Raw genomic sequence first — 15,649 nt, 5'->3', positions numbered from 1 at the left:
CCTAAGACACGGAAGTCCCATGTTTGGTTTCCTGAAGAAGCAACCCGGCCAGAAGCCCGCACCAACCACACCGGCGGACACCGAAGTCGCGGTCAATGCCGCCGCCGTACCGTGGCGCGAGCGACTCAAGGCCGGACTCGCACGCACCCGGGCGCAGTTTGGCGGCAAGCTGAAGTTGCTCTTCTCGCGCGGCAAGGTCGACGACGAATTGCTCGAAGATCTCGAAGCCCTGCTGCTGGGCAGCGACGTCGGCCTTGACGCTACCCAGCACCTTCTCTACCACCTGAAGGTACGGGCGAAACGCGACAAGCTCGACACCCCGGAGGCCATCCAGCGAGCGCTGTCGGAAATCCTGCTGGAACTCCTGCAGCCCCTCGAAGAACCTCTCGATCTTGCCTCGCACCGCCCGTTCATCATCATGATCGCCGGCGTGAATGGCGCCGGCAAGACGACCTCGATCGGCAAGCTGGCCAAACACTTTCAGGCCCAGGGTTTGTCCGTACTGCTGGCTGCTGGCGATACCTTCCGTGCGGCGGCACGTGAGCAACTTCAGACCTGGGGCGAGCGCAACAACGTCAGCGTCGTCTCGCAGTTGTCCGGCGACCCGGCGGCAGTGATCTTCGACGCCATCGCCGCTGCCCGCGCACGCGGTATCGACATCGTGCTCGCCGACACCGCCGGTCGCCTGCCGACGCAGTTGCACCTGATGGACGAAATCGCAAAGGTGCGCCGCGTCATCCAGAAGGCCGATCCGTCCGGCCCGCATGAGACGCTGCTGGTACTCGACGCCACCTTTGGCCAGAACACGCTGCAACAGGTGATGGCCTTTGACAAGGCCATCCAGGTCACCGGGTTGGTGCTGACCAAGCTCGATGGTTCGGCCAAAGGCGGGGTGGTCGCCGCGATCGCCCGCCAGTGCCCGAAACCCGTTCGCTTCATCGGCGTCGGCGAGAGCATTGACGATCTGCGGCCGTTCGTGGCCCGCGATTTTGTAGATGCCATGTTCGAGTGATCACCGCCTGCGACGTCACCAAACGCTACCCGGAAGGCCGTGAAGCGCTCCGGAAAGTGTGCTTTGAAATCACGGCAGGCGAGATGGTGTTTCTAACGGGCCACTCCGGCGCCGGGAAATCGACCCTCTTCAAACTGCTCGCCGCGATCGAGCGCCCGACGTCTGGCAGCATCGTGATCAATGGCCAGAACCTCGCTTCACTGCGCAGGAACGCCATTCCGTACCTGCGCCGCAAGCTCGGCCTGATCTTCCAGGATCGCAAGCTGCTGTTCGACCGCACGGTGCTCGACAACGTGCTGTTGCCGCTGGCAATCGTCGGCCATCCTGCCCGCGAAGCAATGCGGCGAGCACAGGCCGCGCTGGCCAAGGTCGGTCTGCCCAATCGCGAAAAGGCCTTTCCAATCGCCCTCTCGGGCGGCGAGCAGCAGCGCCTGGCGATTGCCCGTGCGGTCGTCAATCGACCGGCCATCATTCTCGCCGACGAACCCACCGCCAACCTCGATGCCGCATCGGCGGGCGAGATCCTCGAGATCTTCCACGCTTTTCAACAGGTTGGAGTGACCGTACTGATCGCCACCCACGACCCCCTGCATCTGCCGCATCTGCAGCCACGAATTCTGCGCCTCGACCAGGGCGAGATGAGCGACGCGCAAACCCAGAGTAGCGAGGGTGGTGCCGCGTGAGTGCCTGGCTCGCGCAACATCTGGCGGCGCTGCGGGACGCGCTGCGTCACCTGACGGCAGCACCGCTCAATTCGCTGCTGTCGCTGCTGGTCATCGGCGTCGCGCTGACCCTGCCGACGGCGGGCTGGCTGACTCTCGACAACTTGCGCAAGCTGACCGGCGATACACCCGGCGTACAACAGATCAGCATTTTCCTGGCCCTCGATGCCGGCAAACGCGATCATTCTGAAATCGAATCCCGGCTCAAGGAAGTCAGGGCCGGCCCCTGGCGTTTCGTCCCGCGCGAGGAAGCGCTCAAGCGCCTGCAGGCCTCCGAAGGCATGACCGAAATCATCGCCAGTCTGCCGCGAAACCCGCTGCCGGACGCGTACATCATCACCCCGACTGAGGCGCAGCCTGAAGCGCTCGAAAGTCTGGCCAAGATATTTTCCACCTGGCCAAAGGTTGCGCACGTCCAACTCGACTCGGCCTGGGTCAAACGCTTCGATGCCCTGCTCCGCCTCGGCAAACTCGTCGTCATCCTGCTCGCTGTCCTCTTTGCCGGCGCCCTGGTGACCATCACGTTCAACACCATTCGTCTGCAAATCCTCGCGCAGGCTGCCGAAATCGAACTTGCCAAACTGATCGGGGCAACCAATACCTACATTCAGCGGCCCCTCCACTATTTCGGGCTGCTGCAAGGTGCGCTGGGGGGCTTGTGTGCGGCGGGATTGGTGAGCGCCGGTTTTCAATTCCTCACCCCAGCGGTAGCCGAACTCGCACGCCTCTACGGCGCCAACTTCGCCCTGCAAGGTCTGTCGGCCAGTGACATCCTTGTCCTGACTGCCATTGGCGGCGCCCTGGGCTGGCTGGGAGCGAAGATTTCGGTGCTGATCCATCTTCGCCACATCGTTTGAAGAGCACCGAGGCGACGGACCCACGACAGCAACGCGCAGACCCAACGGGCATGGCGGACAGGAGGCCGGCAGAGACCCCGCTCAGCCGATCAACACGCAGGCCCAGATCGCCAGCACATTGAGCAGCGCCAGCAACACCGCAGCACTACCGATGTCCTTGGCCCGCTTGGCCAGCGGATGCCGCTCCATCGAGATCCGATCGACGGTGGCTTCGATCGCCGAATTGAGTAATTCGACGATCAACACCAGCAACACGCTGCCAACCAGCAGCGCGCGCCCCAGGCCATTCGGCGACAGGAAGAAGGCCAAGGGGATGAGCAGCACGGCGAGCAGCACCTCCTGCCGAAAAGCGTCTTCCGCTGCATACGCCGCTCGCAGGCCGGCACCTGAGAAATGCAAGGCGTTCCATATGCGCCGGATCCCGGTCTGCCCCTTGAACGGACTTTCGTCAGCCACGCGCGCCTCCTGTTGATGGTTCGAGCGGATTATCGCTGATTTCCCCTGGCGCCTGCCACCCGGGCCAACCCGGCTTGTCCCGCAGCGCGCCTCCACGGGCGTCGTGACGCTGCGGCTGTCTTCAATCGCCGGCGTTCGCTACAATGCCACCCTTCGACACACCACCGACGACGAGGCAAAGAACAATCATGACCCAGGACGAACTGAAGAAAGCGGTCGGTCGCGCAGCGATCGCACATGTCGTCGAAGGAGGAATCGTCGGTGTAGGAACCGGCTCGACAGCCAATTTCTTCATTGATGCCCTGGCTGAAATCCGGCACCGTATCCGCGGCGCCGTAGCCAGTTCAGAGGCCACGCGCAAACGCCTCGAAGGCCATGGCATCGAGGTATTTGACCTCAACGACGTAGACCAGATCCCGGTCTACGTGGACGGCGCCGACGAGATCAATGCGGCCATGCAGATGATCAAGGGTGGCGGCGGCGCCTTGACCCGTGAGAAGATCGTTGCCGCCGTCGCCGGAAAGTTCGTCTGCATTGCCGATGCCTCCAAGCTGGTACCGCTGCTCGGCCGCTTCCCGCTGCCGGTCGAAGTGATCCCGATGGCACTTGGCCACGTTCAACGCGAACTGTCGAGGATCGGTGGCAGCCCACGCCTGCGCGCGAATTTCATCACCGACAACGGCAATCTCATTGTGGACGTCCACGGACTCGAGATTGTCGACGCGGTGGCGTTGGAAACACGCCTCAATCAGATTGTCGGGGTTGTCACCAACGGCCTTTTTGCGTGTCGTCCGGCAGATGTTTGCCTGCTGGCGACAGGCGCCGGCGTGCAGACGCTGACCGCCACCTGAACACTGCCACGGCGCCGTTCGCTGCCTCGAACGGCCCGGATGACCCGGAATAACCGCCGGGTACGGGCGACCCCGGTTCAGGCGCCAGGCGGCACGTACCCCTGCACCTTATCGGCACCGCCACCGAAGAAATGCCTCTCCATCTGTTCGGCCAGATACTTGCGATGCGCCGCATCGGCCAGATTGAGACGATTCTCGTTGATGATCATGGTCTGCATGCGAACCCATTGTTGCCATGCTTCCTTTGAAACGGCCTCATAAACACGCTTGCCCAACTCGCCGGGATACGGCGGGAAATCCAGGCCCTCTGCCGCACGGCCGAGCTTGACACAATTCACCATTCGGGTCATGCAATCAACTCCTCAATGACTCCTCGGGATTCCGCCGGCCAGCCCACGGGCTACCTGGCAAGCAGTCCCTAGAGTTCCTTCATCAATACGCTGGAACGACGTTGCAGGTTGTAGACCAGTCGTTTCTCAGCCGGTAACTCGTCAATCTGACGAACCGTAAATCCACGCTCCTTGAACCACTGCGAGGTCACGGTAGTCAGCACGAACAGGCGCTTGACACCAGAAGCACGCGCTTGTGCCTCGATATGCTTCATCAACAGGGCGCCGTAGCCCCAGCGACGATAGTGCGGATGCACGGCGAGACAGGCCAGTTCGGCCTGCCCTTCGCCATAGGGGTAAAGGGCCGCGCAGCCGACGATCACGCCATCGTGCTCAACCACGGAGAAGCGCGTGATTTCGCGCTCGAGCAACTCGCGCGAGCGGCGCACCAGCGTACCATCTTCTTCGAGCGGCTCGATCAGGGCGACCAGCCCACCAATGTCATCGGGCCGGGCGTCGTGCAACTGTTCCAGCGACTCGCGGGTGACTACCGTACCCACCCCGTCGCGGGTAAAAAGTTCTCGCAGCAAGGTGCCATCTTCATCGTAACCAATCAGGTGCACACGGCCGACACCGGCGCGACTGGCGCGGACAGCGCAGGGAAGGTAGCGCTTGAGGTCCGTCGACAGCCAATCACCCAGGCTGATCAGGCGCTCGGCAGCTTCGACCGTCAACTCGTCGAGCAAGGCTCCGTCGATGTCGGTCGCACCCCGACTATCGCTCAGAAAGATCAGCTTGTCGGCGAGCAGCGCGGTGGCCACAGCCTCTGCGACCTCCTCCATCGCCAGATTGAAGATCTCGCCGGTCGGACTGGAGCCGATACACGACAGGAGGACGATGTTGCCGAGCCCCAACTGCGCGCGGATGCCCTCGGCATCGATCTTGCGCACCTGGCCGGAGTACTGCAGATCGACGCCATCGACCACACCCACCGGTTTGGCGGTAATGAAATTCCCACCCACCACCCGGATGGTGCTGTTGGCCATTGGGGTATCGGCGAGGCCCTGCGACAGCAGGGCCTCGATTTCCACGTAGATGCTGCCCACAGCGTCGATGACACAATCAATCGCCTGCGCATCGGTAACCCGGTAGTTGCCGTGATAGACCGATTGCAGCCCTCTCTGGCGCAACAACGCTTCAATCTGCGGCCGTGCACCGTGCACCAGCACCAGGCGCACGCCGAGCGCCGCCAGCAGATTCACGTCATAGGCCAGCGTACGCGCCAGTTGTCCGGCGATGGCCTTGCCTCCGAAGGCGATCAGGAAGGTCTTGCCGCGAAACAGATTGACGTACGGCGCAACCGACCTGAACCAGGCCACGAACTGGGCAGCACTCACGGCATCCGCCATCTCACACCGCCGGTCTGGCCTTCTCGCCGGCCTTGGCGGCTTTCAGATCCTTCGCCTCTTTCTCCTTCTCGACGCGCAAGGTTTTCGCCTTCTGGGCCTTGGCGTCCTGGGCATGCTCGGCTGACGGTGGCCCCTCGGTTCTCGCCTCCTTCAGCGCCTCTGCCTTCGCCGCTCTCGGCATCAGAACCCTTGCCTCCTTCATCGGGTCGACTTTCAGTTCCTTTTCCAGACGTTCGCAGATCGTCCGCAAGACCTTGATCCGGGCAAACAATTTGTCGTTGGACTCGACGATGGTCCACGGCGCGGTACCGGAACTGGTACGGTCGACCATGTCACAGACCGCCGTATGATAGGCGCCTGCCTTCTCGCGGTTGCGCCAGTCTTCCTCGGTGATCTTGAAGCGTTTGTGCTCGATCTGGGCGCGCTCCTCGAAGCGTTTGAGTTGTTCCTCGTCGCTGATCTGCAGCCAGAACTTGATGACAATGCCGCCTGCACGCCAGATGTCATGTTCGAAATCGTTGATCTCGGAATAGGCACGCAACCAGTCCGCTTCGCTACAGAATCCCTCCACCCGCTCGACGAGCACGCGACCAAACCAGGTGCGGTCGAAAATGGCCACTCGCCCGAGGCGCGGCATGTGCCGCCAGAATCGCCACAGATAGGGCTGTGCGCGCTCTTCTTCGGTTGGCGCGGCGATCGGGATGATTTGATATTGGCGCGCGTCCATGGCCGACATGACGCGCCGAATGGCACCGCCCTTGCCGGCTGCGTCCGAACCCTCGAAAGCGAGAATCAACGCCCGTTTCTTGAACTCCGGGTGGCGCATCAACTCCGCCAGCCGCCCCTGCCAGGTGGCCAGTTCCGTTTCGTAGGCCTTCTTGTTCAGACTCTGCGACATGTCCAGCGAACTCAGCACATCGAGACTGTCGACTCGCGGCGACAACGGCGGGGCCACCGGCGAATTCTGCTCGCGCTTTTCGGCCAACCGCCTCTGCAGCGAGTCGAGGATCGTCCGGCCGACGGTCAGAGAACGATAACGGTCGTCGGTGCCCTCGACGATGATCCACGGCGCCCAGGGGGTGTTCGTCGTGCGCAGCAGGTGGCCGGCAACTTCCTGCAATTTGTCGTAAGTCTTCAGACGATCCCAACTCGCCTTGGTCACTCGCCAGCGGGTCAGCGGGTTCGCTTCAATCGACTTCAGGCGCTCGCGTTGCGCATCCTTGGAGAGGTGGATCCAGAACTTGAGCACCAGCGCGCCTTCGTTGACCAGCATCGCCTCGAAACGGTTGAGCTGATCCATGCGCTGGTCGAAATCGGATCGTGAAAGGCTGTTGCTGATTCGCTCGGCGATCGGGTGCGAATACCACGAACCCGAAAAGATCCCGATTCGCCCTTTCGGGGGCAGCGCACGCCAGTACCGCCACATCGACGGGCGGGCGCGCTCTTCAGTGGTCGGCGCGTAAAAGGCATGCGTCGAGAGGTAACGTGGGTCCATCCACTCATAGAGGATGTTGATCGTTTCACCCTTGCCGGACCCGTCGACACCGCTGATCAGAATGATCACCGGAAAGCTGCCGTTTTCGCGCAATTGCTCCTGCGTTTCGAGCAGCGCCGCGCGCAGCTTCGGTTCCTCGACCCGGAACGTTTCCTTGTCGACCTTGTGCCCAAGTTCTGCTGATTCAAACATCAGTAGTCTCCTCCTTCAAGTCACCCCACAAAAACTGGATTGCTGCCAGGGCAGCGAGGCCAGCCGTTTCGGTACGCAGGACACGCGGCCCAAGGCGGACCGAGACAAAACCGGTCAACGCCGCCAACCGCACCTCCTCGGGTGCCAGCCCCCCCTCGGGGCCGACCAGCAGTTCAATTGCGCCGCCGGCCGCCGGCGGCAGCGTCGTCAGAGAACATCCCGCCGTGGGCGCCAGGGTCAGACGCACACTCGCGTTCACGGGCTTCCGCATCAGCCATTTTTCGAGGCTCTCTGGAGCCGCCACTTCAGGCAGCCGATTGCGCCCGCACTGCTCGCAGGCTGCGGCCACGATGCCGCGCCAATGCTCCAGGCGGCGCTGGGCGCGCTCGCCTTCGAGACGCAGCACACTGCGCCTCGAGAGCACCGGGACAATGCGCCCAACGCCCAGTTCGACGGCCTTCTGTACCGTCAGGTCCATCTTCTCACCGGCTTGCAGCGCCTGCACCAGAGAAACCGAAAGCGGCGATTCACGCTCCGTGGCAAGCCATTCGTAGACTTCGACGCTGACCCGCTCACGCACGCCGTCGATTATCCGGGCACGGTATTCCCCGCCGGCCCCGTTGAAGAGCGTCAACGCGTCGCCACAACGTAGGCGCAACACCCTGACCGCATGCTGCGCAACCCGCGCCGGCAAATCGACGCGTTCTCCGACCGCCAGCGGCAGCGGGCAATAAAAGCGGGGGCAATCCACCGTGCTATTATAAGAGCTTAAGGGCTCAGTGGTCGTTGTTTGGAAGGATGTCGGTGATGGCAAGCAATACCCCGGTTTGTGACTTTGGCTGGCAGGCCGTCGACTTCGAACTCGAGGATACGCATGCTTCGCGACACACCCTTGCTTCTTTGCGCGGCCCGAATGGCTTGCTGCTGATGTTCATTTGCAACCACTGCCCCTACGTCAAGGCCGTCATCGACCGTATCTGCCGTGACGCGCGTGACTTGCAGGCACTGGGCATTGGCGTTGCAGCCATCATGAGCAACGACCCCGTCGAATACCCGGAGGATTCCCTGGAAAACATGCAGCGTGTGGCCGAACAACTGGCCTTTTCCTTTCCCTACCTGCATGACACCACACAGGCTGTCGCGCGCGCCTACGGCGCCGTATGCACACCGGATTTCTTCGGCTTCAACCAGCAACTCCAACTGCAGTACCGGGGACGTCTCGATGCCAGCGGACGCCTGCCGGCAGGGCCCCATGTCCGACGCGAGCTCTTCGAGGCGATGCGCCTGATTGCCGAAACCGGACAGGGTCCGCGTGAGCAGATTGCCAGCATCGGCTGCTCGATCAAGTGGCGCGCCTGACTCGGCATGCGCAATGCAAAGAACACCACCACGGTGGCGATCGCCGACAGCGACCTGAAACAGATGCTCGATGCCAGTGTTGCGCTGGTCCGGGAAGTCGCGCAGCGAGAAATCATTCCGCGCTTCTTGCGCGTCAGTCATGGCCAGCGCAAGGACGACGGCTCGCTGTGCTCGGAGGCCGACCTGGCCGCGCAGCATTTTCTTCTTGACCGGCTGACTGAGATTCACCACTGCCCGATCATCGGCGAAGAGATGACGGCTGCGGTACAGCAAGCCAGGTGGCACGACAGCAGCGACGACGACCGCGGACTCTGGTGCATCGACCCGATTGACGGCACGACCAACTTCATCAACGGGCTGCCGTGCTTTGCGGTTTCCATCGCCTGGATGCGCGCGCGGCGCACACGTCTGGCGATAACCTACAACCCGATCACCGACGAGATGTTCTATGCTCGCGAAGGCCATGGCGCCTACCTCAACGGCCGCCGGTTGCCGCTCCGCCAGGTCACCGCGGATATCGGACGCGCCGTCGGCGGAGTAGACTTCAAGCGCATCCCGAAGCTGCTGGCCGATCGTATCGCCGTTAGCCCCCCTTTCTACTCGCAACGTAATTTTGGAAGTTCGACGCTCGACTGGTGCAATCTCGCCGCCGGCCGGCTCGACCTCTACCTGCACGGTGGCCAGATGCTCTGGGACTACGCCGCCGGCAGTCTGATCCTGCGCGAGGCCGGTGGTCAGATGTGCACCCTCGAGCACGACGACTACGATGCCGACGAGGTATGGCGTCGGCCGGTGATCGCCGCGCTGCACCCGGCAGTCTTCGAAGCCTGGCGAAACTGGGTGCGTCAACCCCATTCCTGAAGATCGGCACCGCCCTGGCAGCGCGCGGGAACAATGCATGATCCGTGGCCGGGAGGATTGCCGCGAGCAGTCGACAGCCGGTTTTGGTGTAAACTGGAGTAAATTAGTCCAGTATCTACCACAGGAGCTTTGACCAATGGCTATCGACATTGAAATCGTACAAGCGGCACTGAAGGATCTGATCGATCCCAATACCCATAGAGATTATGTCTCGACACGTTCGGCCAGGAACATCCGGGTTCAAGGCGCAGACGTCTCGCTCGATATCGAGTTGGGTTATCCCGCGCAAACACAGCTCGATGACATTCGCGGCGCAGTCGTCGGAAAACTCGCGGCGATCCCGGGCATCGGCAAGATCAGCGTCAATGTAGCGGTCAACATCGTCGCCCACACCGTGCAGCGCGGCTTGAAACCGCTGCCGGGTGTCAAGAACATCATCGCCATCGCTTCCGGCAAAGGTGGTGTCGGCAAGAGTACAACGGCGGTGAATCTGGCGCTGGCACTGGCGCAGGAAGGCGCCCGCGTCGGGCTGCTCGACGCCGACATCTATGGCCCTTCCCAACCGCAGATGCTTGGCCTGGTGGGACAGAAACCCGAGTCGCAGGATGGCGTCTCGATGGACCCATTGCAGGCGTATGGTCTACAGGCGATGTCGATCGGCTTCATGATCGACATCGATTCGCCAATGGTCTGGCGGGGACCGATGGTCACCCAGGCGCTCGAGCAGTTGCTCAAGCAGACCAACTGGCACAACCTCGATTACCTGCTGGTCGACATGCCCCCCGGGACCGGCGACACGCAACTGACCCTGGCGCAGAAAGTGCCTGTGACCGGCGCGGTGATCGTCACCACCCCACAGGACATCGCCCTGATCGACGCGCGCAAGGGCCTGAAGATGTTCGAGAAGGTAGGCATCCCGATTCTCGGCCTGGTGGAGAACATGAGTATCCACATCTGCTCGCAATGTGGACATGCGGAACACATTTTCGGTCACGGCGGCGGCGAACAGATGTGCCAGGATTACGATACGGAGTTGCTCGGTTCCCTGCCACTGGAACTGTCGATCCGCGAGTTGACCGACTCGGGCAAACCCACGGTCGTGGGCGCCCCCGACTCGCGCGCGGCCGACATCTACCGCGCGATCGCTCGCCGACTGGCGGTCAAGGTCGCAGAACGGACCAGAGACATGAGCACCCGGTTTCCGAACATCGTCGTCCAGAACACCTGAGCGGGCTGGCGCGCGCGACGACGGCCCAAACGCCAGCTTCGCGAGCGCCAGCTTAGCGAGCAGTTTCTTCCGCCTCCCAGACACCGTAGAATGGGGACCTTTCCCATATCGGGGTGTCCGGGTGAAGCGCGATGTCAATCAAATCGGATAGGTGGATCCGCCGCATGGCGGAACAGCACGGCATGATCGATCCCTTCGAGCCGCAACAGGTGCGAGAGATCGACGGCCGCCGCATCGTCTCTTACGGGACCTCGAGCTACGGCTACGACATTCGCTGTTCAAGGGAATTCAAGCTGTTCACCAATCTGAACTCGACAATCGTGGATCCGAAAAACTTCGATCCCAATTCCTTTGTCGAGGTCACCAGCGATTTCTGCATCATTCCGCCGAACTCTTTTGCCCTGGCACGCACCATCGAGTATTTCCGCATCCCGCGCAGTGTGCTGACCATCTGTCTGGGCAAGAGCACCTATGCTCGTTGCGGCATCATCGTCAACGTGACGCCGTTTGAACCCGAATGGGAAGGCCATGTAACGCTCGAGTTTTCGAACACCACGCCACTGCCCGCCAAGATCTACGCCAACGAAGGCATCGCGCAAGTCCTGTTCTTCGAATCCGACGAGGAATGTGAAACATCGTACAAGGATCGCGGCGGCAAGTACCAGGGTCAGACCGGGGTGACCTTGCCGAAGATCTGAGGGCTTTGCCCCTGCCCACCACCCCGCAGGCGCGGCGGGCATGCCGATCATCTACCCCTGGAATCCCCCGCGACACTGTCGTCCTTCCACTCTTGATTTGGTACTGGATTCCCGCATGCACTTCAATTTTCCGGTCATCGTCATCGACAAGGACTACCGTTCCGAGAACACCGGTGGGCTCGGTATTCGGTCACTCGCCAAGGCGATCGAAAAGAAGGGTTTTGAGGTCTTCGGCGTCACCAGCTTTGGTGACATGACTTCCTTTGCGCAGCAGCAGAGCCGTGCCTCGACGTTCATTCTCTCGATCGACGACGAAGACTTCAGAAACGGCAAGGCCGAGCAGACCATCGCCAGCCTGCGTGCCTTCGTCAAGGCGATTCGCTGCCGCAACGAGGATATCCCGATCTTCCTGTACGGCGAGACGCGAACCTCGCGCCACATCCCGAACGATGTCCTGCGCGAGTTGCACGGCTTCATCCACATGTTCGAAGACACCGCCGAATTCATCGGTCGCTATGTGGTTCGCGAGGCCAGGGCCTACCTGGAAAGCCTGTCCCCGCCGTTCTTCCGCGCCCTGACGCACTATGCCGAGGACGGTTCGTATTCCTGGCACTGCCCGGGTCACTCGGGCGGAGTGGCCTTTCTCAAGAGCCCGGTCGGCCGCATGTTCCACCAGTTCTTCGGCGAGAACATGTTGCGCGCCGACGTCTGCAATGCCGTCGAGGAACTCGGGCAACTGCTCGACCACACCGGCCCGGTGGCAGCCTCGGAACGCAACGCCGCACGCATCTTCAACGCCGATCACCTTTTTTTCGTCACCAACGGGACATCCACATCGAACAAGATCGTCTGGCACTCGACCGTTGCGCCGGGAGACATCGTCATCGTCGACCGCAACTGTCACAAGTCGATTCTCCACTCGATCATCATGACCGGCGCCATCCCCGTGTTCCTGATGCCGACGCGCAACCACTATGGGATCATCGGACCGATTCCGAAGGCGGAATTCCGCTGGGAGAACATCGAGAAGAAAATCGCCGCGCATCCCTTCGCGCGCGCGGTCGACGCCAAACCGCGGGTCCTCACCATCACCCAGAGCACGTATGACGGGATCCTCTACAACGTCGAGGAAATCAAGGAAATGCTCGATGGCGTGATCGACACGCTGCATTTCGACGAGGCCTGGCTGCCACACGCGGCCTTCCACGATTTCTATGGCGATTATCATGCCATCGGCGCCGATCGCCCGCGCTGCAAGGACGCGATGATCTTCTCGACGCAGTCGACCCACAAGCTGCTGGCGGGTCTCTCGCAGGCCTCGCAGATTCTGGTACAAAATTCCGAAGGACGGAAACTCGACCGTGACGTATTCAACGAGGCTTACCTGATGCACACCTCGACGTCGCCGCAATACGCCATCATCGCTTCCTGCGACGTCGCCGCAGCGATGATGGAGGCTCCCGGCGGGACGGCGCTGGTCGAAGAGTCGATTGCCGAGGCGCTCAACTTCCGCAGCACGATGCGCAAGGTCGAGCAGGAATGGGGCGCCGACTGGTGGTTCAAGGTGTGGGGACCCGACGACCTCGCGGGTGAAGGACTCGAAGACCGTTCAGCCTGGATACTCAAGCCTGGGGAACGTTGGCACGGCTTTGGCATGCTCGCCGAAGGCTTCAACATGCTCGACCCGATCAAGGCCACAATCATTACCCCAGGTCTGGATGTTGACGGCGATTTCGCCGAGTGGGGCATTCCCGCAGCAATCGTCACCAAGTACCTGGCCGAGCACGGCATCATCGTCGAGAAGTGCGGCCTGTATTCGTTCTTCATCATGTTCACCATCGGCATTACCAAGGGCCGATGGAACACGATGGTCACCGAACTGCAACAGTTCAAGGATGGTTACGACCAGAACCTGCCGTTGTGGAAGGTGATGCCGGTGTTCCTGGCAAAGAATCCGCGCTACGAGGGCTGCGGCCTCAAGGACCTCTGCGGGCAGATCCACGGCGTCTACGCGGCCAATGACGTCGCCCACCTGACCACGCGCATGTATCTCTCGGACATGGAACCAGCGATGAAACCGACCGACGCTTTCGCCAGGATGGCGCACCGCGAGATCGACCGAGTTCCGATCGACGATCTCGAAGGGCGGATTACCAGTACGCTACTAACACCCTACCCGCCAGGAATTCCGCTCCTGATACCTGGCGAGCGCTTCAACGCGACGATCGTTCGCTATCTTCAATTCGCGCGCGATTTCAACGAGCACTTCCCGGGCTTCGAAACCGACGTGCATGGCCTGGTGAAGGCTATCGTCGACGGCAAACCGGTCTACTCGGTGGATTGCGTACGCTGATGAGGGGCTGATGAGGGTACAGGCGTCGCCTCGGCCCGCAGGCAGACGCCTCATCCATGCCCCTCACAGTTCAGCGGTTACGCCAAGCGACTACTGGGGCGCTTCAGGAGTTGCCAGGTTGGTATCCGCCGCCGAAGAGTTTTCAACCAGGCGAACGACGCCGTCGTCACCCACCGCGGTGTCTTCGAACTTCAACAAGGTGATCCGGTGGTTGTCCATCTCCAGCACCGTCAGTTGGCCACCCTCAAGTTTGACGGTATCGCCGACCTTGGGCACGCTGCCGTGCCGCTTGTAGAACAGGCCCGCGAGCGTGACGTAGTCGTCGTCGGTGGGGAAGGGGAAGTCGAGCAGTACATCGAGGTCGGAGACCCGCATTGACGCATCGATCTCGTATTGGCTACCCAGCAGTTTCTTCACACGCCTCGCCTGGCGGGTAAATTCGTCCTCGTAGTCGCCGACGATTTCCTCGAGGATGTCTTCGAGCGTGATAATGCCTTCGGTGCCGCCATACTCGTCGATCACGACTGCCATCTGTTGCCGTGTACGCTTGAAGTCCTTGAGCAGGTCGCTCAACAACTTGCTGTTCGGAACCACGTACGGCGCCTGCACAAACTCGCTGACCGGGCGTTGACTCACCTCTTCGAGGGTCTGGCCACTGCTTTCGGCCATCACGGTCAACAGTTCCTTGATCGCCACCACGCCGACAATCCGGTCCAGGCTCTTGTCGAACACCGGAAAACGTGCGTGCGGGACGTCGCGGAAGACCCGCAGCGCCTCGGCCAGAGTATCCTCCTTAGCCAGGGCGCGGATCCGCGTACGCGGGATCATCGCCTCACGCACCGTGTGCTCGTCGAGCTTGAACACGCCACGGATCATCTCGGTTTCTTCCGGCGCCAGTGTCCCGTCCTTCTCGCTCGCGGAAAGGATCATGCGGATTTCCTCGACGGACATCGTGAAGTGGCTCTCGCCATGGCCCTCCAGATTGCGCTGCCCGAAAATCCGCAGCAACCCGTCGGAAGACAGCTTCATGATGTAGATCAGAGGCCTGAAGGTCAGGTACATGATGTTGATGATGCCACCAACGGCCATGCTCAGCTGCTCGGCCTTGTGGAAGGCGAGCACTTTCGGCGCCAGTTCCCCGGCAACCACGTGCAGAAAGGAAATCACGATGAAGGCAAAAACATAGGACATGGTATGCGCCGCCTTGATCAGCGCCTCGCTATTGCCGAACATCAAAAACGTCGCAACAAAGGTCGAATCGGTCAGATTGCTGATCGTCTCCATACCGACGGCACCAAGACCCAGCGAGACCAGCGTGATGCCGACCTGGGTTACCGAGTAGAAGCGCTCCGGTTCGTTGTGCAGCATCTCGACCCGGGCCGCCCGCCTGTCGCCCTCTTCGGCCAACTGCTTGATGCGGCTGCGGCGCGCCGAGGAAATGGCGATCTCCGAGCCGACAAAAAAAGCATTGCCGGCGACAAAAGCCAGAATCAGCACCAGGTTGAAATAAAGACCCATTTGTTCCATGTACATGCTCCTCCGGTGTCTGCGGCGTCCGACCACACCGATTGTCCCTCTTGCCGCCACCGCGAGGAACAACCCGAGCCAGCGCCATCGTCACCGCGGGCTGCATAACTCTTGCAGTTGTGCAAGGTTTTCCCCCATTCGCGCCGCGGCGCCCGAATAATACGACATTTATGTCCAAACTCCAGCTATTCGCATCCCATCTGCCCGACGGCAAGGCCACCATCGGTCCGACGCGCGGCCTGATTCCGCGTAGACTCGCCGAGTACGCCGGACGAGGAACCGGCCGGGAATCGCGAAAAC

The 15,649-nt window shown here is 61.5% G+C and carries 15 protein-coding genes; 9 read left to right on the top strand and 6 right to left on the bottom strand.

All coding sequences use genetic code 11. From position 1 onward, the window contains the following. Positions 1 to 19 precede the first annotated feature (19 nt). The 3 genes from ftsY to ftsX are packed head-to-tail and all read left to right on the top strand — an operon-like array spanning position 20 to position 2,591. Entirely contained in the window at positions 20 to 1,012 is a 993-nt protein-coding gene (gene ftsY, locus AC15MQ_RS09610) for a signal recognition particle-docking protein FtsY (protein ID WP_332335236.1), read from the top strand. Then, complete coding sequence (locus tag AC15MQ_RS09605) at positions 1,009 to 1,695, top strand: cell division ATP-binding protein FtsE (RefSeq protein ID WP_332335235.1); 687 nt, start codon at positions 1,009 to 1,011, stop codon at positions 1,693 to 1,695. The genes ftsY and AC15MQ_RS09605 overlap by 4 nt, the downstream gene beginning before the upstream one ends. Beyond that, positions 1,692 to 2,591: a permease-like cell division protein FtsX gene (ftsX, locus tag AC15MQ_RS09600; protein ID WP_483079975.1), complete on the top strand. Its 900-nt coding sequence runs from the start codon at positions 1,692 to 1,694 to the stop codon at positions 2,589 to 2,591. The genes AC15MQ_RS09605 and ftsX overlap by 4 nt, the downstream gene beginning before the upstream one ends. A gap of 81 nt (positions 2,592 to 2,672) precedes the next feature. Here ftsX and AC15MQ_RS09595 read toward each other — a convergent pair whose 3' ends face one another. Further along, entirely contained in the window at positions 2,673 to 3,047 is a 375-nt protein-coding gene (locus tag AC15MQ_RS09595) for a diacylglycerol kinase (protein ID WP_287666751.1), read from the bottom strand. Between the two features lie 188 nt (positions 3,048 to 3,235). Here AC15MQ_RS09595 and rpiA point away from each other — a divergent pair, with 188 nt between their 5' ends. Continuing rightward, positions 3,236 to 3,898: a ribose-5-phosphate isomerase RpiA gene (rpiA, locus tag AC15MQ_RS09590; RefSeq protein ID WP_483079974.1), complete on the top strand. Its 663-nt coding sequence runs from the start codon at positions 3,236 to 3,238 to the stop codon at positions 3,896 to 3,898. A 77-nt stretch (positions 3,899 to 3,975) separates the two neighbouring features. On the opposite strand, the gene AC15MQ_RS09585 is transcribed toward rpiA, so the two are convergent. The 4 genes from AC15MQ_RS09585 to AC15MQ_RS09570 form a co-directional block, all read right to left on the bottom strand. Next, the gene (locus AC15MQ_RS09585; RefSeq protein ID WP_287666756.1) at positions 3,976 to 4,248 is read right to left on the bottom strand and encodes an oxidative damage protection protein; all 273 of its coding nucleotides are present in this window, start codon (positions 4,246 to 4,248) and stop codon (positions 3,976 to 3,978) included. 68 nt (positions 4,249 to 4,316) lie between these two features. Continuing rightward, on the bottom strand, positions 4,317 to 5,636 hold the full coding sequence (gene argA / locus AC15MQ_RS09580; protein ID WP_287666759.1) for an amino-acid N-acetyltransferase: 1,320 nt from the start codon (positions 5,634 to 5,636) through the stop codon (positions 4,317 to 4,319). A gap of 1 nt (position 5,637) precedes the next feature. Then, on the bottom strand, positions 5,638 to 7,323 hold the full coding sequence (gene pap / locus AC15MQ_RS09575) for a polyphosphate:AMP phosphotransferase (protein ID WP_483079973.1): 1,686 nt from the start codon (positions 7,321 to 7,323) through the stop codon (positions 5,638 to 5,640). Continuing rightward, the gene (locus AC15MQ_RS09570; protein WP_350497614.1) at positions 7,316 to 8,074 is read right to left on the bottom strand and encodes a 16S rRNA (uracil(1498)-N(3))-methyltransferase; all 759 of its coding nucleotides are present in this window, start codon (positions 8,072 to 8,074) and stop codon (positions 7,316 to 7,318) included. Before AC15MQ_RS09570 ends, pap begins: the two co-directional genes overlap by 8 nt. A gap of 56 nt (positions 8,075 to 8,130) precedes the next feature. On the opposite strand from AC15MQ_RS09570, the gene AC15MQ_RS09565 reads away from it, so the two are divergent. The 5 genes from AC15MQ_RS09565 (at position 8,131) to AC15MQ_RS09545 (ending at position 13,822) form a co-directional block, all read left to right on the top strand. Then, complete coding sequence (locus tag AC15MQ_RS09565; RefSeq protein ID WP_287666767.1) at positions 8,131 to 8,682, top strand: thioredoxin family protein; 552 nt, start codon at positions 8,131 to 8,133, stop codon at positions 8,680 to 8,682. Positions 8,683 to 8,688: 6 nt separating this feature from the next. Next, entirely contained in the window at positions 8,689 to 9,543 is an 855-nt protein-coding gene (locus AC15MQ_RS09560) for an inositol monophosphatase family protein (RefSeq protein WP_332335229.1), read from the top strand. 136 nt (positions 9,544 to 9,679) lie between these two features. Beyond that, positions 9,680 to 10,771 carry an iron-sulfur cluster carrier protein ApbC gene (gene apbC / locus AC15MQ_RS09555; RefSeq protein ID WP_483079972.1) on the top strand — a complete coding sequence of 364 codons (1,092 nt, stop codon included), beginning with the start codon at positions 9,680 to 9,682 and terminating at the stop codon, positions 10,769 to 10,771. A 131-nt stretch (positions 10,772 to 10,902) separates the two neighbouring features. Next, positions 10,903 to 11,469: a dCTP deaminase gene (dcd, locus tag AC15MQ_RS09550; RefSeq protein ID WP_287666772.1), complete on the top strand. Its 567-nt coding sequence runs from the start codon at positions 10,903 to 10,905 to the stop codon at positions 11,467 to 11,469. Between the two features lie 115 nt (positions 11,470 to 11,584). Then, positions 11,585 to 13,822 (top strand): arginine/lysine/ornithine decarboxylase, encoded by a 2,238-nt coding sequence (locus AC15MQ_RS09545; RefSeq protein WP_287666775.1) that lies wholly within the window; start codon positions 11,585 to 11,587, stop codon positions 13,820 to 13,822. Positions 13,823 to 13,912: 90 nt separating this feature from the next. Here the strand turns inward: AC15MQ_RS09545 and AC15MQ_RS09540 are convergent, their stop codons facing one another. Then, complete coding sequence (locus AC15MQ_RS09540; protein ID WP_287666777.1) at positions 13,913 to 15,349, bottom strand: hemolysin family protein; 1,437 nt, start codon at positions 15,347 to 15,349, stop codon at positions 13,913 to 13,915. Positions 15,350 to 15,649: the final 300 nt, after the last annotated feature.

This window comes from Candidatus Accumulibacter propinquus (genome assembly GCF_056856495.1).
Note: the sequence above shows the minus strand (reverse complement) of the source record. Positions and strands in the feature narration are given on the sequence as shown.

Coding starts and splice junctions, on each gene's coding strand:
- ftsY (WP_332335236.1), top strand. CDS start 20: ATGTTTGGTTTCCTGAAGAAGCAACCCGGCCAGAAGCCCGCACCAACC.
- rpiA (WP_483079974.1), top strand. CDS start 3,236: ATGACCCAGGACGAACTGAAGAAAGCGGTCGGTCGCGCAGCGATCGCA.
- AC15MQ_RS09585 (WP_287666756.1), bottom strand. CDS start 4,248: ATGACCCGAATGGTGAATTGTGTCAAGCTCGGCCGTGCGGCAGAGGGC.
- argA (WP_287666759.1), bottom strand. CDS start 5,636: ATGGCGGATGCCGTGAGTGCTGCCCAGTTCGTGGCCTGGTTCAGGTCG.
- pap (WP_483079973.1), bottom strand. CDS start 7,323: ATGTTTGAATCAGCAGAACTTGGGCACAAGGTCGACAAGGAAACGTTC.
- AC15MQ_RS09565 (WP_287666767.1), top strand. CDS start 8,131: ATGGCAAGCAATACCCCGGTTTGTGACTTTGGCTGGCAGGCCGTCGAC.
- AC15MQ_RS09560 (WP_332335229.1), top strand. CDS start 8,689: ATGCGCAATGCAAAGAACACCACCACGGTGGCGATCGCCGACAGCGAC.
- apbC (WP_483079972.1), top strand. CDS start 9,680: ATGGCTATCGACATTGAAATCGTACAAGCGGCACTGAAGGATCTGATC.
- dcd (WP_287666772.1), top strand. CDS start 10,903: ATGTCAATCAAATCGGATAGGTGGATCCGCCGCATGGCGGAACAGCAC.
- AC15MQ_RS09545 (WP_287666775.1), top strand. CDS start 11,585: ATGCACTTCAATTTTCCGGTCATCGTCATCGACAAGGACTACCGTTCC.
- AC15MQ_RS09540 (WP_287666777.1), bottom strand. CDS start 15,349: ATGGAACAAATGGGTCTTTATTTCAACCTGGTGCTGATTCTGGCTTTT.